The organism is Paenilisteria riparia FSL S10-1204 (assembly GCF_000525995.1).
Taxonomy (GTDB): Bacteria; Bacillota; Bacilli; order Lactobacillales; family Listeriaceae; genus Listeria_A; species Listeria_A riparia.
Genome location: NZ_AODL01000002.1, coordinates 80,652 through 106,547, shown reverse-complemented (window position 1 = coordinate 106,547; position 25,896 = coordinate 80,652). Strand labels below are relative to the sequence as shown.

General features: G+C 40.0%; 23 protein-coding genes, 4 pseudogenes and 1 CRISPR repeat array. Of the genes and pseudogenes, 8 read left to right on the top strand and 19 right to left on the bottom strand.

Annotated elements, in window-relative coordinates; all coding sequences use genetic code 11:
• Positions 1–160: 160 nt before the first annotated feature.
• The 6 genes and pseudogenes from PRIP_RS00720 to PRIP_RS00695 form a co-directional block, all read right to left on the bottom strand.
• Positions 161–1,039: a CvfB family protein gene (locus PRIP_RS00720; protein WP_077912863.1), complete on the bottom strand. Its 879-nt coding sequence runs from the start codon at positions 1,037–1,039 to the stop codon at positions 161–163.
• A gap of 278 nt (positions 1,040–1,317) precedes the next feature.
• Positions 1,318–2,010, bottom strand: coding sequence for a copper homeostasis protein CutC (locus PRIP_RS00715; RefSeq protein WP_036098939.1), 693 nt, complete (start codon positions 2,008–2,010; stop codon positions 1,318–1,320).
• Positions 2,011–2,127: 117 nt separating this feature from the next.
• Positions 2,128–3,586: pseudogene (locus PRIP_RS00710) on the bottom strand (PTS transporter subunit EIIC).
• Positions 3,587–3,614: 28 nt separating this feature from the next.
• On the bottom strand, positions 3,615–4,088 hold the full coding sequence (locus PRIP_RS00705; protein ID WP_036098938.1) for a PTS transporter subunit EIIC: 474 nt from the start codon (positions 4,086–4,088) through the stop codon (positions 3,615–3,617).
• Between the two features lie 18 nt (positions 4,089–4,106).
• Positions 4,107–4,896 (bottom strand): annotated as a pseudogene (locus tag PRIP_RS00700) (PRD domain-containing protein).
• Positions 4,897–5,000: 104 nt separating this feature from the next.
• Positions 5,001–5,492: a PTS sugar transporter subunit IIA gene (locus PRIP_RS00695; RefSeq protein WP_036098937.1), complete on the bottom strand. Its 492-nt coding sequence runs from the start codon at positions 5,490–5,492 to the stop codon at positions 5,001–5,003.
• 339 nt (positions 5,493–5,831) lie between these two features.
• On the opposite strand from PRIP_RS00695, the gene PRIP_RS00690 reads away from it, so the two are divergent.
• Entirely contained in the window at positions 5,832–6,662 is an 831-nt protein-coding gene (locus tag PRIP_RS00690; protein WP_420912101.1) for a mechanosensitive ion channel family protein, read from the top strand.
• A 44-nt stretch (positions 6,663–6,706) separates the two neighbouring features.
• On the opposite strand, the gene PRIP_RS00685 is transcribed toward PRIP_RS00690, so the two are convergent.
• The 6 genes and pseudogenes from PRIP_RS00685 to PRIP_RS00660 form a co-directional block, all read right to left on the bottom strand.
• A complete protein-coding gene (locus PRIP_RS00685) occupies positions 6,707–7,828 on the bottom strand; it encodes an N-acetyldiaminopimelate deacetylase (protein WP_036098935.1) in 1,122 nt (373 codons plus the stop codon).
• A 69-nt stretch (positions 7,829–7,897) separates the two neighbouring features.
• Positions 7,898–8,608, bottom strand: coding sequence for a 2,3,4,5-tetrahydropyridine-2,6-dicarboxylate N-acetyltransferase (dapD, locus tag PRIP_RS00680; protein ID WP_036098934.1), 711 nt, complete (start codon positions 8,606–8,608; stop codon positions 7,898–7,900).
• Between the two features lie 49 nt (positions 8,609–8,657).
• Positions 8,658–9,538: pseudogene (locus PRIP_RS00675) on the bottom strand (LysR family transcriptional regulator).
• A 15-nt stretch (positions 9,539–9,553) separates the two neighbouring features.
• Entirely contained in the window at positions 9,554–9,988 is a 435-nt protein-coding gene (cbpB, locus tag PRIP_RS00670) for a cyclic-di-AMP-binding protein CbpB (RefSeq protein WP_036098933.1), read from the bottom strand.
• Between the two features lie 312 nt (positions 9,989–10,300).
• Entirely contained in the window at positions 10,301–10,525 is a 225-nt protein-coding gene (locus PRIP_RS00665) for a YkuJ family protein (protein WP_036086531.1), read from the bottom strand.
• Positions 10,526–10,775: 250 nt separating this feature from the next.
• On the bottom strand, positions 10,776–10,994 hold the full coding sequence (locus PRIP_RS00660; RefSeq protein WP_036098932.1) for a hypothetical protein: 219 nt from the start codon (positions 10,992–10,994) through the stop codon (positions 10,776–10,778).
• A 262-nt stretch (positions 10,995–11,256) separates the two neighbouring features.
• On the opposite strand from PRIP_RS00660, the gene PRIP_RS00655 reads away from it, so the two are divergent.
• Both PRIP_RS00655 and PRIP_RS00650 read left to right on the top strand, forming a co-directional pair.
• Positions 11,257–11,670, top strand: a complete 414-nt coding sequence (locus tag PRIP_RS00655; protein ID WP_036098931.1) for a YkyB family protein — start codon at positions 11,257–11,259, stop codon at positions 11,668–11,670.
• Between the two features lie 47 nt (positions 11,671–11,717).
• The gene (locus PRIP_RS00650; protein ID WP_036098930.1) at positions 11,718–12,869 is read left to right on the top strand and encodes an aminotransferase class I/II-fold pyridoxal phosphate-dependent enzyme; all 1,152 of its coding nucleotides are present in this window, start codon (positions 11,718–11,720) and stop codon (positions 12,867–12,869) included.
• 46 nt (positions 12,870–12,915) lie between these two features.
• On the opposite strand, the gene PRIP_RS00645 is transcribed toward PRIP_RS00650, so the two are convergent.
• The 3 genes from PRIP_RS00645 to PRIP_RS00630 form a co-directional block, all read right to left on the bottom strand.
• Positions 12,916–13,779, bottom strand: a complete 864-nt coding sequence (locus PRIP_RS00645; RefSeq protein WP_036098929.1) for an NAD(P)-dependent oxidoreductase — start codon at positions 13,777–13,779, stop codon at positions 12,916–12,918.
• A gap of 162 nt (positions 13,780–13,941) precedes the next feature.
• A CRISPR array of direct repeats spans positions 13,942–15,345; the repeat unit is 30 nt; unit sequence ATTTACATTTCACATTACTTAGATAAAAAC.
• Between the two features lie 290 nt (positions 15,346–15,635).
• A complete protein-coding gene (gene ptsP / locus PRIP_RS00635) occupies positions 15,636–17,354 on the bottom strand; it encodes a phosphoenolpyruvate--protein phosphotransferase (protein ID WP_036098927.1) in 1,719 nt (572 codons plus the stop codon).
• On the bottom strand, positions 17,354–17,620 hold the full coding sequence (locus PRIP_RS00630) for a phosphocarrier protein HPr (protein ID WP_036058844.1): 267 nt from the start codon (positions 17,618–17,620) through the stop codon (positions 17,354–17,356). The genes ptsP and PRIP_RS00630 overlap by 1 nt, the downstream gene beginning before the upstream one ends.
• A 333-nt stretch (positions 17,621–17,953) precedes the next feature.
• On the opposite strand from PRIP_RS00630, the gene PRIP_RS00625 reads away from it, so the two are divergent.
• The 3 genes from PRIP_RS00625 (at position 17,954) to PRIP_RS16580 (ending at position 19,732) form a co-directional block, all read left to right on the top strand.
• Entirely contained in the window at positions 17,954–18,148 is a 195-nt protein-coding gene (locus tag PRIP_RS00625) for a YkvS family protein (protein WP_036099078.1), read from the top strand.
• Positions 18,149–18,414: 266 nt separating this feature from the next.
• Positions 18,415–18,873: a phytoene desaturase family protein gene (locus PRIP_RS16585; protein ID WP_077912862.1), complete on the top strand. Its 459-nt coding sequence runs from the start codon at positions 18,415–18,417 to the stop codon at positions 18,871–18,873.
• Between the two features lies 1 nt (position 18,874).
• Entirely contained in the window at positions 18,875–19,732 is an 858-nt protein-coding gene (locus tag PRIP_RS16580; protein ID WP_077912861.1) for a phytoene desaturase family protein, read from the top strand.
• Between the two features lie 208 nt (positions 19,733–19,940).
• Here the strand turns inward: PRIP_RS16580 and PRIP_RS00615 are convergent, their stop codons facing one another.
• Positions 19,941–20,741, bottom strand: a complete 801-nt coding sequence (locus PRIP_RS00615) for a hypothetical protein (protein ID WP_036098926.1) — start codon at positions 20,739–20,741, stop codon at positions 19,941–19,943.
• Between the two features lie 158 nt (positions 20,742–20,899).
• On the opposite strand from PRIP_RS00615, the gene PRIP_RS00610 reads away from it, so the two are divergent.
• The gene (locus tag PRIP_RS00610; protein WP_036098925.1) at positions 20,900–21,511 is read left to right on the top strand and encodes a CPBP family intramembrane glutamic endopeptidase; all 612 of its coding nucleotides are present in this window, start codon (positions 20,900–20,902) and stop codon (positions 21,509–21,511) included.
• A 361-nt stretch (positions 21,512–21,872) separates the two neighbouring features.
• Here the strand turns inward: PRIP_RS00610 and PRIP_RS00605 are convergent, their stop codons facing one another.
• The 3 genes from PRIP_RS00605 to PRIP_RS00595 all read right to left on the bottom strand — a co-directional run bounded on the left by PRIP_RS00605 (position 21,873) and on the right by PRIP_RS00595 (position 23,703).
• Positions 21,873–22,250, bottom strand: a complete 378-nt coding sequence (locus PRIP_RS00605) for an OsmC family protein (RefSeq protein WP_036098924.1) — start codon at positions 22,248–22,250, stop codon at positions 21,873–21,875.
• A 180-nt stretch (positions 22,251–22,430) separates the two neighbouring features.
• Positions 22,431–22,847: a phosphate-starvation-inducible protein PsiE gene (gene psiE, locus PRIP_RS00600; protein WP_036098923.1), complete on the bottom strand. Its 417-nt coding sequence runs from the start codon at positions 22,845–22,847 to the stop codon at positions 22,431–22,433.
• Positions 22,848–22,974: 127 nt separating this feature from the next.
• Positions 22,975–23,703, bottom strand: a complete 729-nt coding sequence (locus tag PRIP_RS00595) for a gamma-glutamyl-gamma-aminobutyrate hydrolase family protein (protein ID WP_036098922.1) — start codon at positions 23,701–23,703, stop codon at positions 22,975–22,977.
• Positions 23,704–23,876: 173 nt separating this feature from the next.
• Between PRIP_RS00595 and PRIP_RS00590 the strand changes: the two are divergent.
• A pseudogene (locus tag PRIP_RS00590) lies at positions 23,877–25,837 on the top strand (fructose-1,6-bisphosphatase).
• Positions 25,838–25,896: the final 59 nt, after the last annotated feature.

Here is a 25,896-nt window from a genome sequence, read left to right as displayed (position 1 = left end):
AATCAAACCTCAAGGAACGGACACTGGAAAACTAGCTTCTGCTCTATTATAAATAGTTTGGCAGAGCGAAAACAGCCGCTATAGCTGGACATTTCACTCATACTCGAGCCCTATTTTTTCGCTCGATAGTTATAGTATTGTCCAGCATATTTGTTCAAAGTTAGGCTTCTGATGTTTCGTCCTTTTCGACGAGGTAGGTGAAACCTTCTTCTTGTTTGATACGGCGTTCTTTCATTAGTGTCCCAAGGGCGCGTTTAAACTGTGCTTTGCTTACACCAAATTTAGCGCGAATCGCATCGGGATCAGATTTATCGCCAAATGGCATTTTGCCCCCAACGCTTCTTAAATACGTTAAAATCATTTCGGCATCATCACTTAATACTTCGTGTACACGTCCACGCAATGATAAATTTAGTGTGCCGTCTGGTTTTACAGCGATAACTCGCGCGTCTAATTTTTCACCGACGCGAGGTTCTGATGTACGCTCACTTTCATGTATAAACCCGATATGAAAATCATCCGTAATCACAAACGTACCAACTTTTAAAAGACGATATACAGTTCCTGTCACGTTTTTATTGAACATGTCTTGTGTTGCTTTAGTTGCGATAGCTTTGAATTCTTGTTCCTCACCTAGCACACCCCAAATGCGCTCCTTCTCATCTACGCGTAATGCAATCATTAGGCGGTCGCCTTTTTTGGGCCACAAATGGTTTAATGCTGGCATGTCATCCATTGAAACAACTACATCTTTTGGAATGCCAATGTCGACGAATACGCCTAAATCTTTTCGAACATCCGTCACCGTTCCCCAAGCATAACGTCCCACTTGAATTTTTGGAATAATCGTTGTTGCCACAATTTCATGGTCATAGTCACGATAAATAAATACAGTTTCCGTGTCACCAACAGTTAAATTCAAATTCGCAGCATTCGTAAATGGCAGCTTTACTTGTTCTCCATTTTTTTCTAACAAAAATGCCTCTTCTTCTCTTGCAATAACGGTCATTGTTTGCGCCGTTCCAATCATATTTATCAACGTCTCCACCTCATTAGTTATTCTTTCCTCATTATAGCTTAAATAAATAGTCCGGTACAGCTAAATCGAGTAAAAAGAATTTGGAGATTTAGCCCAAATGAATCGACAGCAAGCACTCGCGTTATTGAGGTAGTTCCAGGGCACGAAACTAAATCCTCCATATACCTAAGAGTCTGCGTTGTATTTCAGTATAACTCGTATCCTAGTCAGAGTATAGAATTGGTGGATTCCTGTGCGCTTTATTTGAAACTGATTTTTACCTCTGTTTCTTCTTTCTCTTATTTTATAGCATCTTGCAAAACTTTAACCTTCTCTAAATCGAGTCCTTGGCTAAAATCTCCGTCAATTCGCGCGCCGCCGCCAACATGGTATTGTCCGTTTTGCAAGTTTTCATGCAACAACGCTATATTTTCTGTCGTCACGCCACTACCTATCAAAATTTCAAAAGAGTTGCTGTCCTTTTTACTATCAGTAATCCATTGCGCTAAGCGATCTATCGAATCTGTTGCTTTTGCGCCGCCACCTGATGTTAAAATTTGTGTAATGTCACTACCGTATTCGCGGAGTTCTAAATACGCTTGATCAATGTCTCGTGCATCTTCAATTGCGCGGTGGAACGTTAAATCCATGCCACCTTTCCAATCAATAACGTTTTCTAGTAGGTCACGATCAATATCTCCATATTTTGTCAAAGCACCGAAAACAATGCCTTGTGCGCCGAGCTCGTTTGCCATGATAATATCTTCTTGCAAGACTGCAATATCGTAATCGTCATAACAAAACGAATAGCTATGCGGACGAATCATAATCATTGCCGGTACTTTAATGTTCTCCGTAATTTGCTTGATGACACCATAACTCGGAGTCAAGCCACCTTCACTAATTGCCGAAACTACTTCCAACCGGTCTACTCCAAAATGCTCTGCTTGTGATGCCTCTCGAAGATTTTCCACGATAACTTCTAAAACCACGGACTCCAACTCCTTTTTTTCATTATTGCTATGTATTATTTTATCCTAATTTCTTTACAAAAGAAACGAAAAGCATTACTCTGCCGCTTCGCAAAATAATGCTTTCTCGTCTCTTATTTATTTTCCAGTTAAATCATGCATTTTATCCGCTACAAACTCGACGTCTGCGCCAACGATGATTTGGACATTTTCTTTGTTTAGTTTTACGACACCACGCGCACCTGATTTTTTCAATTGGGCTTCGTTTAGAAGTTCGGAGTCTTTGACTTGTAAGCGTAAGCGAGTTGTACAGTTGTCCACTTTAACAAGATTATCTGGACCGCCTAGACCTGCTAAATAGCCAATTGCCATCACTTCATATTTATCGCGTTTTTCACCACCAACTGGGAAATCAGCTTCCGATGAACCTAATGCAGCAGTAGCCTCTTGAACGCCAACATTATCCATCTCTGCGGCCAGCTCTAATTCTGACTCATCTTCACGACCCGGTGTTTTCAAGTTGAATTTTTTGATGATAAAGTAGAATAAGAAGAAGTACACGGCTGCGAACACGAGCCCAATTGGAACAAGCATCCATGCTTTTGTCCCCTTCGTAAAGTTGAGTGCAAAGTCAATGAAACCGGCACTAAATGTAAACCCGAGCTTAATGCCGAGCAAATTCGTAATGTACATCGATACACCGGTTAACACAGCGTGAATACCATATAGGAATGGCGCGATGAACATAAATGTAAACTCAATCGGTTCTGTAATACCTGTCAAAAAAGCTGTGAAAGCAAGCGAGAACATCATTCCGCCGACTTCTTTTCGTTTGTTCTTTTTAGCAGCAAGCGTCATCGCAAGCGCTGCACCTGGAAGAGCGAACATCATGATTGGGAAGAAACCAACTTGGAATGTTCCGGCAGTTGGGTCGCCCGCGAAGAAACGGTTAATATCCCCTGTCGCAGTAACGCCAGTAACCGGATTTGTGTAATCGCCATACGCGAACCATAAATAGGAGTTCAACACGTGATGCAAACCTGTTGGAATCAAGCCACGGTTTAGTAAGCCAAACACACCAGCACCAAACGCGCCCGCACTTGTAATCCAACCATTCAATAAGTCTAACCAATCTTGAATCGTTGGCCAGCACCAGCCGAAGATTGCTACAAGTAACAATGCAGCGATTGCATTTACAATAATCGCTAAATGCTTCCCATCAAAAAATGCTTGATCTCCGAAAGGCTTTTTATCATACAATTTGTTATATAAAATAGGTGCACATAAACCAGCAATGAAACCTGCAAATACACCCATTGCAATGCTATCATTAACACCGATAACACCGAAGTTCAAAATAAAGTAAACAAGTGCTCCATTCAAACCAGCAGCCCCACTATTGTCTTTAGAAAGACCAATAGAAAATACCAATTGCAAAAAGTAATGCTAGAAAATCAAATATCGCGGCTCCACCAGCATGAATAAAAGGTACATTGAAAACGTCGTCCGCCCCAAGACGGTTTAATAGTCCCGCTGCCGGTAATACGGCAATCGGTAACATAAGGGCTTTCCCTACTTTTTGTAATCCACCTAACATTTTTTCTCCTCCATTCTATTCTATATCTTTAGAATATTGCTGCAACGAATGACCCGATAAAAAGTGCTACAACAGCAGTAATAATCGGAACGAAACGTCGCCCTCCGAAAAATGCCAACCATTCTGGCAAGCGAATATTATAAAATCGGTTATAAAGAATTCCAGCAGTAATCCCCATATAAATACCGCTTAAAAAGTTAAAATTCGCAGACATTGTTGTTGGATTAAATGCACCATCTTTTGGATAGTTGAGTGAAACGATGACCGCTCCGTAAACTAACCAACCGACTGCACCAGCAAGTGCTGCGGCTCCACTTTGATCTTTTGACATCCCAATTGCAATTCCGATTGAAACAACAAGTGGGAACATCAAGATGAGTCCGTTATAAATTGAATCCATTGCCTTCAAACCGCTTAGTTGAGCTATCCAAAAAATACCGATAATAATTAATACAACAACTGGATAAACGGCACCAACGGCGAATCTTTTTAAAGCATCCATTCCTATTCCTCCTAAAAATTATTTTTCCCAAAAACTCTGTAAACGTTCCACATGTAGCGCTATATATCCTAATTCCGCATCTGGCAACACTTTGTTATAGTTCTCCCTTAACAAGTCAGCTACCTTCCTAGCGGTATTAAAACTAAATTCAAACTTACTTTTAATCATGTTTAACATTTCTACATCCATCGTGTGCAATTCTCGTTGGTCGACACGATTCAAAACAAAACGTAGATGTGTCATCAAGCGTTGGTATGCAATATCATGTTCGGATAAATCAATTTTTAACTCGTCCGTAATAACCTGCACCATGCTTGAGATAATAGTTGCTTGACGCACCGTTTCGTGAATATCGCTTGCCCCTATTTTTGCTGTGTGAATATGTAAGGCGATATACGCGGCTTCATCAATTGGAATGTCCATTTGAAAGCGTTCCTTAATAAGTGCTACAGCCCATAAACCGATTTTAAATTCTATATCGTAGAGCACCTTAATCTCGCTTAGCAGCTTATTTTTCAGAATAATTCCTTCTTTTAGACGCTCAATGGAAAAAGCGATGTGATCCGTCAACGCGATATGAATATGTTCGCTCATCTTGTTCCCTAATGTGGCTTCTGCATATGAAATGATTTCCTCTGAGACGACGAAGTATTCCTCGCTAATATGTTGTAATAACTGTTGAAAACGCTCATTTTCTTCTGCCATAATAAACATTTTTTCTATCTTGTTCACATTGACAATATCATTTCTTTTTTTTCTGAAAAGCAATACCAGCGCCAATCGCAATTTTTTCCTGGTCTCCGTCCATTACAACCACTGCATTATTATTCAATATTTTGCTTATTTTCACGCGTTTGGACTCCCCTTTACGATTGGCTTGGTGGGAACGACATGGCTCCCACCAAAGCGGTATTATTTTGTTTTTGCTTCGAAAACGACTGTTTCTCCGGCTACAACGTCTGTTATCTCTTTCCAATCGAAATCGAATTTATCTTCCATGCTGTTTGTTACAACAACGGGAATGACTGTGCTACTTGCATTTTTTTCGATGAAATCAAGGTCTGCTTCTACAACCGGTTGGCCTGCTGTTACTTTATCACCAAGTTTTACAAGAACATTGAAGCCTTCCCCTTTAAGTGCTACTGTTTCTAAACCGATGTGTACTAGAATTTCTTGACCTAACTCAGTTCTAATACCAAATGCATGTTTTGTTTCAGCAACTTGAATGATTTCTCCTGCTGCTGGTGCAACAATTGTGCCGTTTGTTGGCTTCACCGCAACGCCTTCACCCATCATTTTTTGGCTGAATACAGGATCTGGAACTTCTTCTAATTTCACAAATTGTCCTGTTGCTGGAGCAAATACAGCCTCTTCTTTGTCTTTTTTAAACATCTTCTTAAACATATTGAATTCCTCCTTAATAAAAATACATCTCTTTCATTGTACATTAAACAGCAAAAAAGGCACAGAGAAAACCTTAGTGAACGTAAACTGTGTCACCGAAGTCTCTCCATGCCTGTTCGAATCAGTAACATGAATTACGATATGTAGATTCCTTACAAAACTTATCTTAACGCGTAGCTCGCAAAATTGCAACCCTTTTTTCTGCAAAAGTGAAAAAATGTTAAATTCAATTCATTTTGTTATATATTCTCGTATGATAGACAGTTGCTTTGTTTTTTTGGTAGAATAGACTATAAATGCTTGAGGGTAGATAAGGAAGTGACATTGTTGGATCGTTTAATGCAATGGTTTTCCCAAATTGATTGGGATAAATTCTGGCTAGATATGATTTCAAAAAGTATAAAAATATTGATTTTGTTAATTTTATATTTTGTATTGTCTTGGGTTGGACGCAAACTAATTCGTGGCTTTTTCCGTAGATATCGGACGCAACAGATGGTGTCGGAAAATCGAGCGAACACATTAGAAAGCTTGATTCTAAATTTATTTGGTTACCTCATATTCTTTACGTTTGCGATTCTGATTTTGCAGAACTTTATTAATGTAACTGCGATTATTGCAGGAGCCGGTGTTGCCAGTTTGGCGATTGCATTTGGTGCGCAAGGCTTAGTCAGCGATGTTGTGACTGGATTCTTTATTTTGCTTGAAAGACAGCTCGATGTTGGTGATAGTATTACGCTAGAGCAGGTAAATGGGAATGTGGAGGCGCTAGGATTGAGGACGACGCAAGTGCGAGATTTTGATGGTACATTGCATTTCATTCCAAACCGCCAAATTATGATTGTCAGCAATCATTCGCGGGGAAATATGCGTTTTTTGGTAGATGTGCGAATTGCGCCGAAAGCTGATGCGGAAAAGGCAATGGAAATTATTAAACTTGCTTGTGAACAAGAAAAAGCAACAAATAAAAATATCGTAGACGGGCCAACTGTACTCGGTGTGCAAGAAGTAAGCGCGACAAATACCGTGATTCGTGTCATGGGAAAAGCTGTGAACGGAGAACAATTTGAAGTCCAGCGTAACCTTCTGAAAGATATTCGTGAAGAATTGGTTGCCAATCAGATTGAGCTACCGCTTTCTTACTTAGCTCCTTTAGAACCAGGAAAATAGCAATAGCGCAAAACCGCTTTCTACATTGCAGTTTTGCGCTATTTTTATATACTTTTGAGATAACCTGTTAAAACTTCGATTGCAAATGGAATTGCATTTTCATCTGGGTTTAGTTTGGCATGATGTAGACTATATTCTGAGTCTACGCCAAGCCAAAACATGAATCCAGGTATTTTTTCAAGAAAGTACCCGAAATCTTCGCCTGTCATAGCTTCTTTGCATGGGATGTAGCTTTGCGGATAGTTTTTTTGTAAGTAGTCGATAAATTGTTCCGTTTGGGCTGTATCGTTGTCAACTTGCATATAATCAGAACCTGGAATAAAGTTAACTTCGCATTGATATGCTTCTTCCCAGCCTTTTGCGAGCTGCTTTAGACGTGCCCAGACAATATTCATCGTCTCTTTAGAAAGCGTGCGAATCGTGCCATCCAAGTAAGCTTCTTCAGCAATGACATTTTGCACTTCCCCGCCCCGAATTTGGCCAATCGTAATAACTGCGGAGTCAAGTGGATCAATATTTCGGCTAATAATCGTTTGCATTTGGCCGACAAATGCACTTGCCGCTACAACCATATCATTCGCTAAGTGAGGATATGCCGCATGTCCCCCTTTGCCTTTAAACGAAATAAATAACTCTGATGTATTCGCAAAAAGTAAACCAGGTTTCACTGCGATTTCTGAAACTTTGTATTCTGGCGCAATATGCAGCCCCACCATTATATCCGGCCACCATGATTTAAACTCGGAGCTCTCCATAATTGGTTTCGCGCCGCCTGGGCCTTCTTCTGCTGGCTGGAAAACAATCAGCAAATTATCACGTAAAGGCTGACTTGCAAAATGTGTCAGCAATCCAAGCGCAATACTCATATGGCAATCATGACCACACGCGTGCATTTTTCCAGGATGCTTACTAGCAAAAGATAAACCTGTTTCTTCAGTGATTGGCAACGCGTCAATGTCTGTCCGATACCCAATTGTTTTCAATGGCGCACTCCCTGCTATGCGAACCAAGACACCCGTACGCCACGTCTTCACTTCCAAATGCTCTTGCGGTAATTTCGCTATGTAATCTAATAAAAATTGCTGCGTCTTCACTTCTTCATACCCAACCTCAGGTATTAAGTGAAGTTCCCGTCGCAATTGTATAAATGGATTGATTTCTGTCATACATATCTCCTCCTAAAAAAGCGCCCATCTCCAGCAAAAAGCCGAAAACAAACGCCATTTCGTAAATGCCTATAATTCGCGAAGTTCTTGCATAATTTCTGTTTTTGATTGTGTTTTCGCGTCAATTTTCTTGATTTCCTTTGCCGGAATTCCAGCTACAACTGTGTATGGTGCCACATCCTTAGTAACAATCGCGCCAGCTGCTACGACAGCACCTTTTCCAACGCGCACACCTTCTAGTACAACAACATTTGCACCAATAACAACATCGTCCTCAATGATGACTGGTTGCGCAGATGGTGGCTCAACAACGCCCGCTAATACGGATCCTGCACCAACATGGCAATTTTTGCCAACAGTAGCGCGACCTCCAAGAACTACATTCATATCAATCATCGTACCTTCACCAATAACAGAACCAATATTAATGCTTGCGCCCATCATGATTACTGCATTGTCGCCGATTTCGACTTGGTCACGAATTACTGCACCCGGCTCAATCCGCGCGTTAATATTTTTCATATCTAATAATGGAATCGCGGAATTACGACGATCGTTCTCCACCACGAAATCCTCAAATTTATCTTTATTCGTCTCAAGCAGCTCACTAACAACCGCCCATTCACCAAAAATTGTTCCAACTTCACCAGTAATAAATGTTTTTACATCTTCTGGAAAAGTAATATTCGCCAAATCACCCTTCACATAAACCTTGACAGGTGTTGCCTTCTTGCTATTTTGAATAAACGCAATAATTTGGTGTGCATCCATTTGTTCCATCAATAAAAAACCCCTTTCAAATATGTGTCTACCTCTAATAGTGCCATAGCTAGTTATGACTTTCAAGATATTTATCTACAATTCCCAAAAATGCCTTCACTTGGGGCAATGCGAGCGACTGCTCATAACCAATCAACGACGTATCACGGCTTAAAATTTCTCCTGTTTTATCCACAAGTGGGATTTTGTGAATATCGTCTGAAGCATCCATTAGAGTCACCTCTGGCAAAATCGCAAATCCAATACCGTTAAAAGCCATTTGGCGACATGTCTCAATCTGATCCATCACCATCGCTTGACGCGGCATTTTTCCATAGTTTCGTTGCCAATAATCTTGAATAACTTGATAATAATTCGAATCGCTTTGAAACTGGATAAATGGACGCTCCGAATCTAATACATCTTCTAATCGATTAATTTCTTTGTCCACTAAGAATAGCTTGTCTTGGAATAACGGTTTATGGACACTTTTCCAAGCAATATTTCCACGAACAATACCGACATGCGCCGAACCATCAACAAGTGCCTGATGAATCTCACTACTCCAACCAGTTACAACAGAAATATGGACGTCTGGATATGCTTTAATAAATTCCTTTAGCACACGAGGTAACCACATTTGCGCGACGATGCTAGCACACGCAATTTTTAGAGTGCCTCGAACAACACCATCTTGGGCCTCTAGCCGCTCTTGAATTTGCCGTTCTCGCTCAATAACGCGCTCGGCATGCTGAACGATAGCTTCTCCTTCTGGCGTTAATAATAAGCCTTTTTTGCGTTCGTAAAAAAAATCTTGGTTTCCCATCTGCTTTCAATGGTTTGTAAACGTTGTGAGAGCGCGGGTTGCGATAAGAATAACTTCTCGGCACTTTTTCGCATATTAAGCTCTGCCGCTAAGCAAACTAACAATTCATATTCGGTGACAATCACTTGGCTCTCTCCTATCTATTCATGAATATAGCGTTGTACTTGTTTTAAAATTACATGGCGCGTAATAATACCTTCAAAAATACCAGCATCGTCTACTACGCAAATAAATGGGTTATCTACGAGCAATTTCACGATCTTTTCAACATCGGTAGCATTGGTTAGCACGGGCATTTTGGTTTGCATCACGTCTTCCACTTTCAATTGTTCTAACCGCTCATATTCAATTCGTTCCAAGCCAAGGATGGCATCGGTTATCATTGCTGAGCTAATAAGTCCGTGTAATTTGAATTCAAAATCTAAAACAGGGATAACAGAATAGCCACATTTAGTAAGAACTAGTAACGCATGCTCTAAGTTATTTCCCATCTGTACATGGGCAACTTTCTCGGCCGATATCATATAGCTATCTAACTTATCACTTAAAAAATTCCCTAATTTACTAGAGATCATTGCAATCTCCCTCTTCTCTATACGTATTGGTGGTTTGAAAATAAAGCCGGCCAGTTACTGAAAATCAGTGTATTTGGTTGTTCATTTCAAGTCCTCTGTATGTTTAACCTTAAATGGAAGCCATTAAACCTGTCTGTGTTTATTTTACCACAAAGGAGAGGGATTCTAAAGAGAATGGGTTGGGGGTTAAATGAGCTCTTTCGGCTTTTCATACAAAAAGATTACCAAAAGCAACAGAGTTTGTCGTCTTTGGTAATCTTTCCGTTTTATTTTGCTTTGGAGACTGATTTGCTTCGTATTAGTCGTTTACTGCTACTGCAAGATGTCGTAGATTTCTAGTGTTGTCATGTCGATATCGTCAAATTGATATTTGTTGTTATCGCCATAGATTTCAATTTCATATGAGTTGGAAGCATGGAAATACCTTACTTCGCACAACGGTTCACCGTCTTTTTCGAATCGACGCGACTGCGTTTCAGATGATTCGTCCTCCTGCATTGCTTGTAAACGTTGAATAATTCCCAATAACTGAGACATTGTACATTCTCCTCTCTATTCAACCATGGATTGTCATTTGTTTAAAACCGTACTAACAGATTTTATCGCACATCGTACCTATTTAGCAAGTGTTCTGTTGAATTTATAATAAACAAATAATTTACTTCTCACTATTACTGCTTTCCTCCTATCACCCGCCTTGAAACCTAAATATGAACGAAAGCGTAAAAAAACTGCAAATCAGACTTGAAAGGCCTTATTTACAGCATCATCTATTATTTCAAAATTTTTAACCTTGTTTTTTGTTCACATTTGAATCCAACATCATTTTCACAGAACGCATAATTGTTTTGTGACGATGGAACCCTTTAACACACACTGTTTGTTCGTTTAAAGTCGTGTATACTTCTCCCCAAGAACCTACTGGATTAAAGCCATATACATACAATTTCAACATCCCGTCCTTGGTCGGGAAATAAAATGATTCTACTTTGCCGATTTTATTCAATTTCCATCAAGCTCCTTCCAAAACAAATCCAATTCTTCTAAATGAAAATGATTATCATTATTGATAGTATACTCGAAAATTTTAAAGAATACAAGTAACGATGCAAAAAAATTGTTCGACAATTCTATAAATGTTGCATTATCGACTGAAATAGTTCAAATCGCCGACACATTTATGAATTTTTTAAGTTTTTTTAGCTATTTCCCTTTTTTCAATCCTTGTTTTCCGTTATAATTAGTTATAACTGGAAAGGAGGTTCACAATGTCTGACTCAAGCAAGAAAATTGCAGAAGCCATCTTTATTGTCAATCGTCATAGCAAAGCCGCCACTGATCCGCGTTATTTGTATCGTTTGAAGAAAGCTGCGATCGAGAAACTCATTCAAGAAGGCCAAGCGAAAAAGTTAGGATTACAATATTCTAATAATCCAAAAAAATCGTATCAACATTCTAATCTATTAATTGATTGTCACGGCTTCTTATTTCACCTGCCGCCTCAAAAACAAGATATGAAAGATTTGCCACATTTGGGTACTATGCAACCAGTGAAAGCAACGGCGCAAGTACGAATGTCGCTTTCCCATGCCAAATCTACCTTAGAGAACTACACCGGCGTCAAGCCTGACCCTCTAAAAAAATCTGCATTTTATGAGAATGCCTCCCCCTATTTCCGTTAAAAAATGCTATGATAGAACTAGCCTTATGTTGGAAAGGAAGTTGTATCATGCAAAAACATGTAAGACAGTCCGTTCAGGAAATTGAAATTAGTGGTATTCGCAAATTTAATAATCGTGTTGCAGGCATTCCCGATATGATTCGGTTAACGCTTGGTGAGCCTGATTTTCCGACTCCCGATCACGTTAAAAATGCAGCGATAGAAGCCATTCATCATGATTTTACGAACTACACACCGAACGCTGGGACACAAGAACTCTTACAAGCAGCCTCTCATTATTTCTACGATAAATATGACCTCACTTACAGTCCGAAAGAAATTATTGTTACTGTTGGTGCTACAGAAGCAATTAGCGTTGCCTTACAGACGATTTTGGAAGCCGGAGATGAAGTTCTATTGCCTGATCCGATTTATCCTGGATACGAGCCGATTATTCATTTAATGGGCGCCGTGTCTGTCAAAATCGACACCACGGAGACTGCATTTAAGCTAACTGCCAAACAATTGCGCGCAGCGATTACGCCAAAGACTAAAGCACTCATTTTGCCTTATCCATCTAATCCGACTGGCGTGACACTAACTGCTGAAGAATTAGCGGAAATTGCAGAAGTTGTGCGGGAAACAGATATTTTAGTTATTGCCGACGAAATTTATAGTGAGTTAACGTTTTTTGGGACACACACCTCGATTGCCACAATGATTCGCGAGCAAACCATTGTTATCAACGGGTTATCTAAGTCACACGCAATGATTGGTTGGCGAATTGGCTTCTTAATGGCTCCAGAGGCACTAATAAGCCAGATGATAAAAGTCCACCAGTACGCCGTTACATGCACGTCCTCGATTTCACAAAAAGCAGCCGAAGAAGCGTTGCGCAACGGGAAAGACGACGCGGTGCAAATGCGTACGGAATACAATACTCGTGCAGGTTTCGTCCATGAGCGCCTTATCAAAATGGGTTTTTCGATTATTGAACCCGATGGCGCGTTTTACTTTTTTGCGAAGCTACCTGACAGTGTGTCGGAGAATTCTTTTGACTGGGCAATCGCACTCGCCGAAGAAGCCAAAGTCGCAGTTGTTCCAGGCGATGCTTTCTCTGAAAAAGGAGATCGGTATTTCCGCCTATCGTTCGCAGCATCCTTTAGCCAACTGGCCGAAGCGATGGATCGGATGACATCTTTCATGAATAAGTATGCATAAACAAAAGCTGTGCTTGGCGCCTAAGACGTCTCGCACAGCTTTTTTGCTATTTTTCATAATGTTTAATTAGTGCCTGTGTTCCATTTTCTGCAAAGCCAGCATCAGCTAGCTGCTGATACATCTGCTCTGCTAGCGCCAAACCTGGAAGCTCCAAGTTCATCTGTTTTGCCTCATCCAGCGCAATCCGCATATCTTTGATGAAATGCTTAATGAAGAACCCCGGTGCAAAATCGTCTTGTAACACGCGCGGAATCAAGTTGGATAAAGACCAGCTTCCTGCCGCACCGCCAGATATTGAAGCTAGCACTTTTTCAGGATCTAACCCCGCTTTTTTCGCATAGCAAAGTGCTTCTGTCACGCCAATCATGTTGGATGCAATGGCGATTTGATTGACCATTTTAGTATGCTGGCCTGCTCCTGCAACGCCTTGTAGAATTACGCTTTGCCCCATCGCATTTAGCACAGGCTCAGCCGCTTCAAACGCTTTCTGTTCACCGCCAACCATGATTGTTAGCGTTCCATTTTTAGCACCGATATCCCCGCCAGAAACTGGAGCATCAAGCACCGCAATGTTCAGCTCCTCGCCCTCTTCGGCAATTTGTTTCGCCAGATTCGGAGAAGAAGTCGTCATATCAATAGCAATAGCTCCCGAACGAAGCGTAGTCAACAGCCCGTCCTCCGCCAAGTAAAGCTCTTCCACATCAGTCGGATATCCAACCATCGTGATTAGCACATCAACCTGAGGCGCCAAATCTTGCGGTGTCTCATGCCAGATTGCCCCCTCTTGCATCACGCTTTCCGCCTTACTTTTTGTCCGCGTATAAATATGTACCTCAAACCCCGCCGCCATCAAATTCCGCACCATACTAGCGCCCATAACCCCAACACCAATAAATCCAATTTTCGTCATCGCAAAAACTCCTCCTTCTATCCCGTTCACGTCTAAACAAAGTGTACATCTGGGGGAGTAAAAATGCAAATGGAGTTGGTTCGAGATTGTTAAATGATAATTGATTCTTTAAAAAATGACTAAAGCGCTGGAATATAAGAATGACTATCACACTTCGCGAAAATTTACATTTCAGATTACTTAGATAAAAACAAAGCTGGAATCATTGTAGATCGTGACGGCGAAATGAATTTACATTTCACATTACTTAGATAAAAACCTTACCTTGATGCGAAAAGCGCAAAAAAGGCAGGTGAATTTACATTTCACATTACTTAGATAAAAACGCCGTAAGCCATCGTTATTTCGCTTTCTAATTGTTATTTACATTTCACATTACTTAGATAAAAACAAAATCGTCTACACACTGCGGCACCTTAACTAACGCATTTACATTTCACATTACTTAGATAAAAACTCGGTTCGGTGTGCATAAAAAACCGAGATATGAAATTTACATTTCACATTACTTAGATAAAAACCATTGCGGCGGGAAGAAAAGCCGCGACTGAAAAAGGATTTACATTTCACATTACTTAGATAAAAACATCCATATGACAGAAGGCGAGAAGTTTATCAACTATATTTACATTTCACATTACTTAGATAAAAACCGAAAGCGAAAAAAAACAATTATTTAGCGCCAGCAAAATTTACATTTCACATTACTTAGATAAAAACCAGCAGCAGTGGCATCGGAAGCCATTGCCAATTGGTATTTACATTTCACATTACTTAGATAAAAACGGCTAACGAATCGGGAGCTGTGTCTAAAGCGAACGTATTTACATTTCACATTACTTAGATAAAAACGAGGAGGAATACGCATGACAGCAAAATTTAAAGATTTACATTTCACATTACTTAGATAAAAACCGCTTTTCGTGCTGCCAGTACTGCTTTTGGAACAACATTTACATTTCACATTACTTAGATAAAAACTCGTTATAACTATAGTCATTATCAAATGTGACTTCTAATTTACATTTCACATTACTTAGATAAAAACGAGGAATTTAAATGTATAACGTAGACACAACAAAATTTACATTTCACATTACTTAGATAAAAACGGAAAACTGTCCGCACTATGTACTTGAGTCCTCTATTTACATTTCACATTACTTAGATAAAAACTAGGATGTTTTAAGAAACATATGCAACTTACTAAATTTACATTTCACATTACTTAGATAAAAACGAGGCGCGGATCCTTTCTAACGCAACGTGGGTTAATTTACATTTCACATTACTTAGATAAAAACAGGTGGCATGATTACAGGCGATTTAGATAAATCGCATTTACATTTCACATTACTTAGATAAAAACAATAGGCGCAGTGCTTTTAAAAATGTAGCAGTTGGATTTACATTTCACATTACTTAGATAAAAACAAAATACTCGTCCCGAAGCTGCAACTTCAAAGACGAGATTTACATTTCACATTACTTAGATAAAAACAAGAAGAGCGTGTGCAACATAAAGTAGGCGGGCAGATTTACATTTCACATTACTTAGATAAAAACAGGTACCCCATCAACGCCTACTCCCATCATACCTCAAACACCCAAATCTGTCGACCGGTAAACAAATTCTAAATTTCCGCTCTCTAACCTTACAATCAAATCTTCGAAAAAAGGCTCAAACCCTTTCATACCAACGCTTAACAAAAATCTGTCGATGCCCCCATTATTTTGCACTACTGGAGGTCGACAGATTATTGTATCCGCTTTTCCAAACACCATCTATCTGCCGTCCTCTCTTTTTCCACAAAGAAAAACCCGAGGAACATCCTCGGGCCTTCCGAACAACGAAATTACTCCGCTGTATATTTATTAACTAACGCTACAACTTCTTCTTCTGTAGCTTGTTGTAGGGCTTCGTCCGCTAGTTTCGCCATTTCTGTGCGATCTAGGCGTTTGATTAATGAACGTGATTTTAGAATGCTTGATGCGCTCATAGAAAACTCATCTAGCCCCATTCCTAACAACAATGGTACAGCTGTTTGATCGCCGGCCATTTCGCCACACATACCAGCCCATTTGCCTTCTTTATGCGCTGCGTCGATTACCATCTTCACAAGGCGTAGAATAGAAGGATTGTATGGTTGGTACAAGTAAGAAACTTGTTCGTTCATACGGTCTGCTGCCATTGTGTATTGAATCAAGTCATTTGTTCCAATACTGAAGAAATCTACTTCCTTCGCAAATTGATCCGCTAGAATCGCTGCTGCTGGAATTTCAATCATGATACCAAGTTCGATGGTGTCAGATACTGCAACACCTTCGCTTGCTAAGTTCTTCTTCTCGTCTAACAAAATTGCTTTTGCTTGGCGGAATTCATTTACTGTCGCAATCATTGGGAACATGATTTTTAGATTGCCGTGAACACTTGCGCGCAACAAAGCACGTAATTGCGTACGGAATAATTCTTCATTTGCAAAACATAGACGAATCGCACGGAAACCTAGGAAAGGATTCATTTCATGCGGTAAGTCAAGGTATGGCAATGTTTTGTCGCCACCGATATCCAGTGTACGAACAACAACTGCTTTTCCGTCCATGCCAGAAAGCACGGCTTTGTAAGCTTCATATTGTTCTTCTTCTGTTGGGAAATTCTCGCGGCCCATGTACAAGAATTCTGTACGGTAAAGTCCCACTGCTTCCCCACCGTTTGAAATAACACCTGTTAAATCTTCTGGCGTACCGATGTTCGCACCTAATTCCACGTGATGACCGTCTTTAGAAACAGTTGCTTCATTTTTTAGTTTCTCCCATTCCGCTTGTTGTGCTGCAAAATCAGATTTCACTTTTTCGTAATGAGCAATTTGTTCTGGCGTTGGGTCAATGATAACATTGCCTTCTAAGCCATCAACGATAATCATTTGGTTCTCCTTCGTATCATGTGTTACATCACCAGTTCCAACTACTGCTGGAATTTCTAGTGAACGAGCCATGATTGCCGAGTGAGAAGTACGTCCGCCGATATCTGTTACGAAACCTTTGACGAATTGACGGTTCAATTGTGCTGTATCAGAAGGCGTTAAATCTTTTGCTACAACGACAACTTCTTCGTCGATAAGTGCTGGGTTTGGAATAGTAACGTTCAATAGATGCGATAGTACACGTTTGCGCACGTCGCGAATGTCCGCTGCACGCTCACGCATATATTCGTTATCCATGGATTCGAACATGCCGATAAACATATCCGTTGTTTCTTGTAACGCAGATTCTGCATTCACTTTATTGTTCGTAATGTTCTCAGAGATTGGTGAGATAAGTTCAGGATCATTTAGAACCAAAAGATGCGCATCGAAAATTTGAGCTTTATCTTCGCCCAAGCTTTCTTTCGCAATATCACGAATCTTTTCAAGCTCTGTACCTGAAACAGCTACTGCATCCTGAAAACGTTTAACTTCAGCTTCTGTATCAGCAACTTCCGTTTTATCAAACGACAAATCTGGTTCCACTAATAAATAAGCTTTTGCGATAGCGATACCATCGGATGCTGCGATACCTTTTAATTCCTTAACCATTACTCAGCCAAGCCTTCTTTTTTAAGAACTTCTGTTAAGCCAACGATTGCGTCTTTCTCGTCGCTACCTTCTGCATAAATAGTGATATCAGCGCCTTTGCCAATTCCTAGAGACATAACACCCATGATTGATTTAAGGTTTACTTTCTTACCAGTATACTCAATTTGTACATCAGAGCTGTATTTGCTTGCCGCTTGAACTAATAAAGTAGCTGGTCGAGCGTGAATACCTGTTTCATCAATTACTACAAAGCTTGCTTGTTCCATAATTACATTCTCCTTCGTATAAGAAATTTTATTGTGACTTTCCTCACTAAAAAAAAAATTCAGCAAAAAAAGACTATCCCTCAATTAAAAAGATTACCATGTTTTCGCGACTGACACAACTATTTGGTGCAAATTTTATATCGAAAAAAGCTAATTTATTTAAAAATGGCATAAAAACAGCAAAAGCGCTTCCTATTTTCAACCATTTTCAGGAATATTTACAGGAGGTTTCATTTGCATTATCACCGTATTTCAGGCAGAATAGATTCAAAGTTCTATCAGTTAGTAGAAAGACTTGAATTTGACGTTTCTAATGAATTAGGAGTGATAAACATGGCAAAAGCACAAGTTGGAGATATTATCGAATTTAGAGATGGCCTTACAGGTGTCGTTGAAAAGATAAATGAAAACTCTGTTATCGTAGACCTAACACTAATGGAAAATTTCAAAAGCCTCGCTTTAGAAGAAAAAACCGTCGTAAATCATAAGAATTATAAAGTCATTCACGCTGCTAATGAAGAGAAATAAACCTAGAACGAACATGTGAGACTGATACAAAACTCGAGATAAAGCAAAATCGCTCATCCATTTACTTCGGGTAGGATTGAAATTTTGCTTCACACGGATCGAGCGAAAGCGTTTATATTCAAGGAATTTGGTGGAAGCCAGAAACGGAACCTACTTAAATATATGAGCAATGGAAGTCCGCCAAGTTCCTAGAATACGAGCATTTGTCGCCGGTTTATCGGAGGTATGTCCCAGACTTACAGATTCACTTAAGGGGATGAGCAACGATGCCTACGAAACAAAAAGTAATTGTAATCGGTGCAGGGCCAGGAGGACTTGCTGTTGCAATGCAGCTTTCCGGACAAGGCTATGATGTACATATTTATGAAAAGGCTGCCAGTATAGGTGGACGTACTGCGCTTCTTAAACAAGATGGGTTCTCCTTTGATTTAGGTCCCACTGCTCTAAACATGCCGAATGTTATCACGACACTATTTGCTGATTGCGGTCGTAATATTAGCGACTACGTGAACCTTATATCTATAGATCCTTTATATAGCTTGCACATTGGTGATATTGTTTTTAATCCCTCACACGATAGTGAAAAAACAAAACGCGAAATTGCACGCTTATTTCCTGGTGAAGAAGCTAACTATGAACGTTTTATGCACGATAACGCAAAAAAAAATGGTCTACTTACTTCCCATCTGGCAAGAACCGTTCACATCGCTTTGGTCATTATTTAGCATGCGAACTATTCGCGCCTTGCCTAGCTTAACATTAGGAAATCATCTCATTGACGAACTCTCCAAATATTTTGAAGATCGCCGGCTACGCCTTGCTTTTTCTTTTGAGACTAAGTTTTTAGGCATGTCACCTTGGGAAACGCCCGGCGCTTTTTCGGTCATTCCTTTTGCAGAACATTATTTTGGTGTTTTTCATATCATGGGCGGGATTAATCAGTTAACACGTGCTATGAGTGAAATTGTACTAGAAAAAGGTGGTGTAATCCATCTAAATCATGAAGTAACGCAGATTCATACAAGCCACAAAGAAATAACGTCCATCACATTAGCAAATGGCGATACCGTCGAGGGCGATTATTTTTTCCTGAACGGTGACTACGCCTATACGATGAGCCATCTTTTCTCAGAATCTAAAGCCCCTATTAGCCAGCAAAAATTAGCCAATAAAAAATATTCTTGTTCAGGCTTAGCCATTTATCTTGGCTTGGATACGACACTTCCACTAAATGTTCACACCGTCCTATTTCCTGACGATTTCCGCACACATATGGATGAAATTATGCAGCAACAACGTATACCTGACGACTTGTCCATCCATATCTCCTATCCAACAGCAGTGGACCAAACAATGGCGCCAATAGACATGTCATCGATTCGTATCCTCGTCCCCATGCCAAATAACGAAAGTGGCATTGATTGGGAGAAAGAAAAATCAGCACTGCGCCGAAAAACACTAGACACTATCGAACGCAAATTAAACATACCTGATATAGAATCCCACATACTGACCGAGAAAGTCATCACCCTTCTGACTGGGAAAACGACTACCACATTTACAAAGGCGCAATCTTCAATCTAACGCACCAATTATCACAACTAGGTCCATTTCGTCCTAGCAAAACACCCACTATCAAAAACATGCAAATTGTTGGTGGCGCAACACACCCAGCGAACAGCCTCCCATTCATACTAGAAAGTGCCAATATCGCCGTACGAAAATTTACTAAAAAATAGTTATTGAAGCCTCAAAAAAGCCGAAAATCTCATCAAAGATTGCCGGCTTTTTTTCATACAGTTATTTCCTTCTCGTCAGGGCCTAAACTTAAGTAGTAACAGATTGTAAACAAAACATTACCGCCTAATGTAATTAATAAAATATTGCCAAGACCCATAAAGTACCCTAGCACGAGAAAAAATGACAATACAATCCAGTAAACAAGTACAAGTTCTGATTTTAGCGATGGATAATGCAATTTTCCCCACTGATCTGTCAGACTCAACATGAAATAAATCATCAGATGCAAAATCAAACCAAGTAACCACCAGTTCGCCGCATCCGTCATTTGAATAATCGTCAATGTTGGGCTTTCCGTCGCCAATTGCTTCACCTGCATCGCAACTGGTTCAATTAACATTTCAAAAACCATCACCATCGTAGCTGCAATAACAGCATAAATTCCGCCGCGAATCCAGTCAATTTTGATTTTCAATGTAATTTCGCGGGCAACAACATGCGTTGCAACAATAAGAACCAGCCATATAAAGCCAAACGCCACCGGTATGCCATTTATAACTAAACCGAAATTTGTTGTCACCGAGCCACCACCTGGACCACTATTCGTCAAACTCGTCTGCATCCATTCAATACTCGTACTAACCACAAATATCAAAATTGTAATCGCCGAGCCAAGCCCTATTCCGTACTGCAAAATTAGAAACACCACAGCAAAAACGCCCGATACAATAAAGAATAAAGCGTGAATCACCGTCAACCGTGCTGGCAAAATATCCAACACAATAAAAACCACGGCTATAAAAAACAAGGCCATATAAAGCCAAACAAAAAATCGAAATCGCTTTTCTACCATGCCATAACTCAACTCCTATCCTCTAATTATAAAGGATTTTCCTAAAACTACAATCAATTACCGTCCTATCTTCCGAAAAAGTAGAGTTCTTTGTTGCTAAATCTTCTTAATTACATTAAAGTATTTATAGATGGTAATGGAGTAAAGAGGTGTAAATATTGAAAAGCAGCAAGATTGATTACCGCCTGTTTTTAGGACTTATACTAGCAGCCGGGTTGATGTATGTGACATTTGAGTACAAAGCCGTCTTTTGGTACTTATATGGCGCATCCATGTTATTTCTTATTAGTTGGGTTATTTTAAACGATGAATTAAAAAAGCATTTTTCTTTCTTTAGAAATATTATTCCAGGTATTTTTAGTGGCATTATTTTGTATATCTTGTTTTACATAGGTGCACTTATTTTGAAATTTATTCCGGGAAATCTGGACGCGCTTGTCGCGAAAGGCTATGCGAAATACGAACCAGATGTCTGGTATATTTGGCTTCTACTCGTGGTGGCTATTATTCCAGGAGAAGAGATTTTCTGGCGCGGTTTTGTTTTAAAACGATTAGAAAATGATTTAGTTCCTTGGGTAGCCGTTGTGATTATGGCGGTTCTAAATGGAGCTTTCATGTTATTTAGTGGTAACTTTATTATCGCACTCGCAGCAACACTTGCCTCCATATACTGGGGCTTTATCTACTTGAAACGACCAAGTTTATCGCTCGTCATTGTCTCCCACTGGACGTTTAATCTACTATTACTACTACTTTTACCAATCTACTAAAAATCAGCGTGTCGACAAGCATCCATTTTCGTCGTTAAAAAGCTCCGTTCCGATGCTCACGTACGCTAGTACGCTCCGCTTCGGTACTCGCTTTTGCCTAGAAGCTAGGCATTGGTCGACACGCTGGGGTTTGGAAGCACGGACAGGCTTTTGCTTATATATGTTTTTTCTATAGGCTGTGCTAAAGCTTTTTATCTTAGCAAAAATTCATTCACCTTTATTATAACAAAAATATAGTGAAAAGAATTAATTTTCTTTTTGATTTTTTACCGCTCGTTCATAACTATACTTCATTATGCACCAATGCGTCATAAATTGCCTAGGCCTGTGGTTTGATTTTTTATCATCCTTACGCCTTTATTTAAGAAAACACAACTTTCTCGATGATCTCGATTTTCGGATCAAGAGACATCGCTACTGGACATGATTTCTTCACGAGATGCAGTGCCTTCTCTGCCTTATCACGGTCTTCTTGTGCAATTTTCAAAGTAAATGTTACCTCAATTTTTTTTAGAACATGGATGACTGTTTCTTGATCTTGTTCGAATGTCACGTTTATCCCTTCAATTGTATAGGCAACTCGCTTCTTCTCCAAAATTGTGTCATAAACATAACCGCTACATGCTGCGACTGCCGCGACCGTTGCTTGTGTTGGTGAAAAGCCTGTTTCGCGATTTAGTTGCCAATTACCATTTTCGTGAATCACTTCAAAACCATTTGTACCTCTAACTAAATCCATTTACTTATTCCTCCTAATATACTTCATAATTCTGACCAGTTTGACTGCCAGATACATTTTTCGCAAATGCTTTGGCAACTTTTTCTACGGGCACTGGGTTGAAACCTACGAAGTGGTCTTTGTATTTCTCCCGAGATTACTCTGAGCATTTCAATTACTGCTGGCTTTTAATAGCTAGTCTCACTCATTCAAATCGCGTCTCACCGTTTTCGTATTAGCAACAAGCAATGACAAGAGTAGCACCAGAATTGCTCCTGATAAAAGCAACGTCGTCATCGCACTCTTATGATCAATAATGATATAGCGTACAATCGCCGTAATTCCAATATAAATAAAATACCGAAGCGGAAAATGATATCCCTTCTCAAAGTATTTAATAATAAGCGCCAAAAATTCAAAATAAAGAAAGAAAACGAGAATTTCTTCTGTTACTTGATAAAAGTTTTCCGTGGTGTCATAAAACACACTATGAAAAATCTCCCACGTTTCTTTAAACATAGAGATCACCAATGTAATTGCAACAAGAATAAGCGCTACGTTCAATGCAGCTTGCAGTATTTTCGGTGTCCTATCCGACCATTTCTTAATAAACTTCACGTTGCATCTCCTTTCAGGTGCTCTTTATTGTACCAGATTCTAGGCTGAATTTCATGTTTTAAAGTAGCTACACCAAAAGCTGTATCATGTATCACTTTTATTTCACGATACACGTACAGCTTTTGTCTTATTTATTATTTTTAGCAACCTTTTGAACGAACGTTTCAAATAACGGGCACATTTTGTCGTCTTGTTTTACCATTATTTCAGGATGCCATTGCACACCGACAACGAATAAATCGCCTTCTCGCTCCATGCCTTCAATCACACCGTCTGATGCCCAAGCGGTAGCATGAAATCCGTCAGCCACGTCCCGAATGACTTGATGATGCAATGAGTTCACCATTGCTTTCTCGCCAAAAATCGCATGCAATTCAGAATCTAGTTTTGTCGTAATCGAATGAATCGGAAAAACAGGATCTGTGCGTTGCAAATGCTGGCGTTCAATATTTGGCGCATAACTAATATCTTGATATAGCGTCCCGCCAAACGCCACATTCATTAATTGTACCCCACGGCAAATCGCAAGTACAGGTTTATTTTGTGCCAAAGTCGCTTTTACCAATGCCATCTCGTAAAGATCACGTTCTGGCAACGTCGAGCTAAGTTGCGCCAGTGGCTCCTCACCATATAAAAACGGCGAAATATCATCGCCCCCCGTCAACACCAATCCGTCAATACGACTTACAATCTCCTCAGCATACGTCGTCGTTGTTACTGGCAAAATCAGCGGTGCTCCACCAGCCTTAGCAATCGCCTTGACATACGTATCATTCACAGTTGCCCGTGGTTCGAAAATATTTTGTGGAAACTCCATACTACGAAGCGTTCCAGAAATCCCAATAATAGCTGACATGATTTATCGCATCCTCTCTACTTTGACTGTTTCCAAGTTTTAGCTACCTCCCTTATAGTACATAACCCTTTTTCAAAATTCGAATCATCTGCCTTGCGAATTCGTGCCTATTTCTTTATAATGAACCATACCAATTAAAAGAATTCGGCTTTATAAAAGGAGGATTTTTATTTATGCATACAGACCAATTCAAATATTTACGTTTATTATCCCGTAATTATCCTACTATCGCCAGCACTGCCACGGAAATTATTAATCTTGAGGCTATTTTAAACTTACCGAAAGGAACCGAACATTTTTTAAGTGACTTGCATGGTGAATACGAAGCATTTGAACAAGTAATTCGCAATGGCTCTGGTGTTGTCAAGCGCAAAATTCATGATGTATTTGGCGACCGGCTATCCGATTCGGAAATCAACGGGCTTGCAACTTTGATTTATTATCCCGAACAAAAAATGGATATCGTCTTAGAAACGGAAGAAAATCTGGATTTTTGGTATCGAAATACACTTTTTCAGTTGATTGAGCTGGCGGTTCACGTCTCTTCTAAGTACACTCGTTCGAAAGTGCGCAAAGCAATGCCTGCTGATTTTGAATATATTTTGCAAGAATTGCTGCATGAAAATCATCATTTGATGGATAAATCACTCTACTATCAGGAAATCATTACAAGTATCATTGCGTTAGATCGCGCATCCGAATTTATTGGTGCGCTTGCACGACTTATTCAGCGCCTTGTGGTCGATCATTTACATATCGTTGGCGATGTTTATGACCGTGGCCCTTATCCGGACAAAATTATGGACACATTGATGACCTATCATTCCCTTGATTTCCAATGGGGCAACCACGATATGCTTTGGATGGGTGCTGCAAGTGGCTCACGTGTTTGCCTTGCTAATGTTCTCCGCATTTCCAGCAGGTATTTGAATTTAGATATCATTGAAGATAGTTATGGCATTTCGATTCGGCCATTAGCCTTGTTTGCCGAAGCACATTATGGTGAAGATCCTTGTACTGCCTTTTTGCCACAACAGTATGAACAAGCCCCACAAAGCACGACCGAGATTAACCAAATTGCGAGGATGCATAAGGCGATTGCAGTCATCCAGTTCAAACTCGAAGGAGAAATTATCGCGCGCCACCCCGAGTTCGAGATGGAACACCGACTTTTACTCGATATGATTGACTACAAAGATGGCACCGTAACAATTAAAGGAAAAACCTATCCGCTAAAGGATGCCCATTTCCCAACCATCAATCCCGCGAACCCTTACAAACTAACCACCGATGAAAAAGAACTCATTGACAAACTCACCGCCTCTTTCAAAAATTGCGAGAAGTTGCAACGTCATGTTTCCTTCTTATATGCAAAAGGAAGTATGGTACTCACTTACAACAACAATTTGCTATACCACGGCTGTATTCCACTAAATGAAGATGGCAGTTTTATGGAAATGACATTAAAAGGGGGAAAAATATGCTGGGCGCGCCTTGTTAAACCAATTCGAGCAAATCGCACGCGAAGGCTACTTCCGGCCAAGTGGTACCCCAGAAAAGAAATACGCCCTAGATATCGTTTGGTATTTATGGACAGGAGCTGCCTCATCCTTATTTGGAAAAAGCGAAATGACCACATTCGAGCGTTATTTTGTAGCAGACAAAGAAACTCATGTTGAGCAAAAAAACGCCTATTACCGGCTGCGAAACGAAGAAGAAACTTGCCAGAAAATTTTAGCGGAATTTGATTTAGACAGTAGCGGTCACATCATCAATGGCCACACACCCGTCAAAGAAGGAAAAGGTGAAAGCCCAATCAAAGCAAAACGGCAAAATGCTCGTAATCGATGGTGGTTTCTCTCCAGCCTATCAAAAAACAACAGGACTAGCAGGCTATACGCTTCTCTATAACTCATTCGGCTTACAACTCGTATCGCATCAGCCGTTCACATCCACCGAAGACGCCATCACCCAAGAGACCGATATTTTATCCACACGACAAGTCATCGAAACCGAAACAGAACGCAAATTAGTTCGCAACACAGACATCGGAAAAGAACTTTTGCAACAAGTAGACGAACTAAAGTGCCTGCTAAGTGCCTACCGTCAAGGTCTAATTAAAGAGCAACATTAAATCAAGTTGAAGCATGAGAATCTAAATTTGAATCTCATGCTTCATTCTGGTTATTGCAA

Excerpts from the sequence above, each read along its gene's own strand:
- PRIP_RS00705 (WP_036098938.1), bottom strand. The coding sequence starts at position 4,088 with ATGGATGCTTTAAAAAGATTCGCCGTTGGTGCCGTTTATCCAGTTGTT.
- PRIP_RS00695 (WP_036098937.1), bottom strand. The coding sequence starts at position 5,492 with ATGTTTAAGAAGATGTTTAAAAAAGACAAAGAAGAGGCTGTATTTGCT.
- PRIP_RS00690 (WP_420912101.1), top strand. The coding sequence starts at position 5,832 with ATGCAATGGTTTTCCCAAATTGATTGGGATAAATTCTGGCTAGATATG.
- PRIP_RS00685 (WP_036098935.1), bottom strand. The coding sequence starts at position 7,828 with ATGACAGAAATCAATCCATTTATACAATTGCGACGGGAACTTCACTTA.
- dapD (WP_036098934.1), bottom strand. The coding sequence starts at position 8,608 with ATGGAACAAATGGATGCACACCAAATTATTGCGTTTATTCAAAATAGC.
- cbpB (WP_036098933.1), bottom strand. The coding sequence starts at position 9,988 with ATGATCTCTAGTAAATTAGGGAATTTTTTAAGTGATAAGTTAGATAGC.
- PRIP_RS00665 (WP_036086531.1), bottom strand. The coding sequence starts at position 10,525 with ATGTCTCAGTTATTGGGAATTATTCAACGTTTACAAGCAATGCAGGAG.
- PRIP_RS00655 (WP_036098931.1), top strand. The coding sequence starts at position 11,257 with ATGTCTGACTCAAGCAAGAAAATTGCAGAAGCCATCTTTATTGTCAAT.
- PRIP_RS00650 (WP_036098930.1), top strand. The coding sequence starts at position 11,718 with ATGCAAAAACATGTAAGACAGTCCGTTCAGGAAATTGAAATTAGTGGT.
- PRIP_RS00645 (WP_036098929.1), bottom strand. The coding sequence starts at position 13,779 with ATGACGAAAATTGGATTTATTGGTGTTGGGGTTATGGGCGCTAGTATG.
- ptsP (WP_036098927.1), bottom strand. The coding sequence starts at position 17,354 with ATGGTTAAGGAATTAAAAGGTATCGCAGCATCCGATGGTATCGCTATC.
- PRIP_RS00630 (WP_036058844.1), bottom strand. The coding sequence starts at position 17,620 with ATGGAACAAGCAAGCTTTGTAGTAATTGATGAAACAGGTATTCACGCT.
- PRIP_RS00625 (WP_036099078.1), top strand. The coding sequence starts at position 17,954 with ATGGCAAAAGCACAAGTTGGAGATATTATCGAATTTAGAGATGGCCTT.
- PRIP_RS16585 (WP_077912862.1), top strand. The coding sequence starts at position 18,415 with ATGCCTACGAAACAAAAAGTAATTGTAATCGGTGCAGGGCCAGGAGGA.
- PRIP_RS16580 (WP_077912861.1), top strand. The coding sequence starts at position 18,875 with ATGCGAACTATTCGCGCCTTGCCTAGCTTAACATTAGGAAATCATCTC.
- PRIP_RS00615 (WP_036098926.1), bottom strand. The coding sequence starts at position 20,741 with ATGGTAGAAAAGCGATTTCGATTTTTTGTTTGGCTTTATATGGCCTTG.
- PRIP_RS00605 (WP_036098924.1), bottom strand. The coding sequence starts at position 22,250 with ATGGATTTAGTTAGAGGTACAAATGGTTTTGAAGTGATTCACGAAAAT.
- PRIP_RS00595 (WP_036098922.1), bottom strand. The coding sequence starts at position 23,703 with ATGTCAGCTATTATTGGGATTTCTGGAACGCTTCGTAGTATGGAGTTT.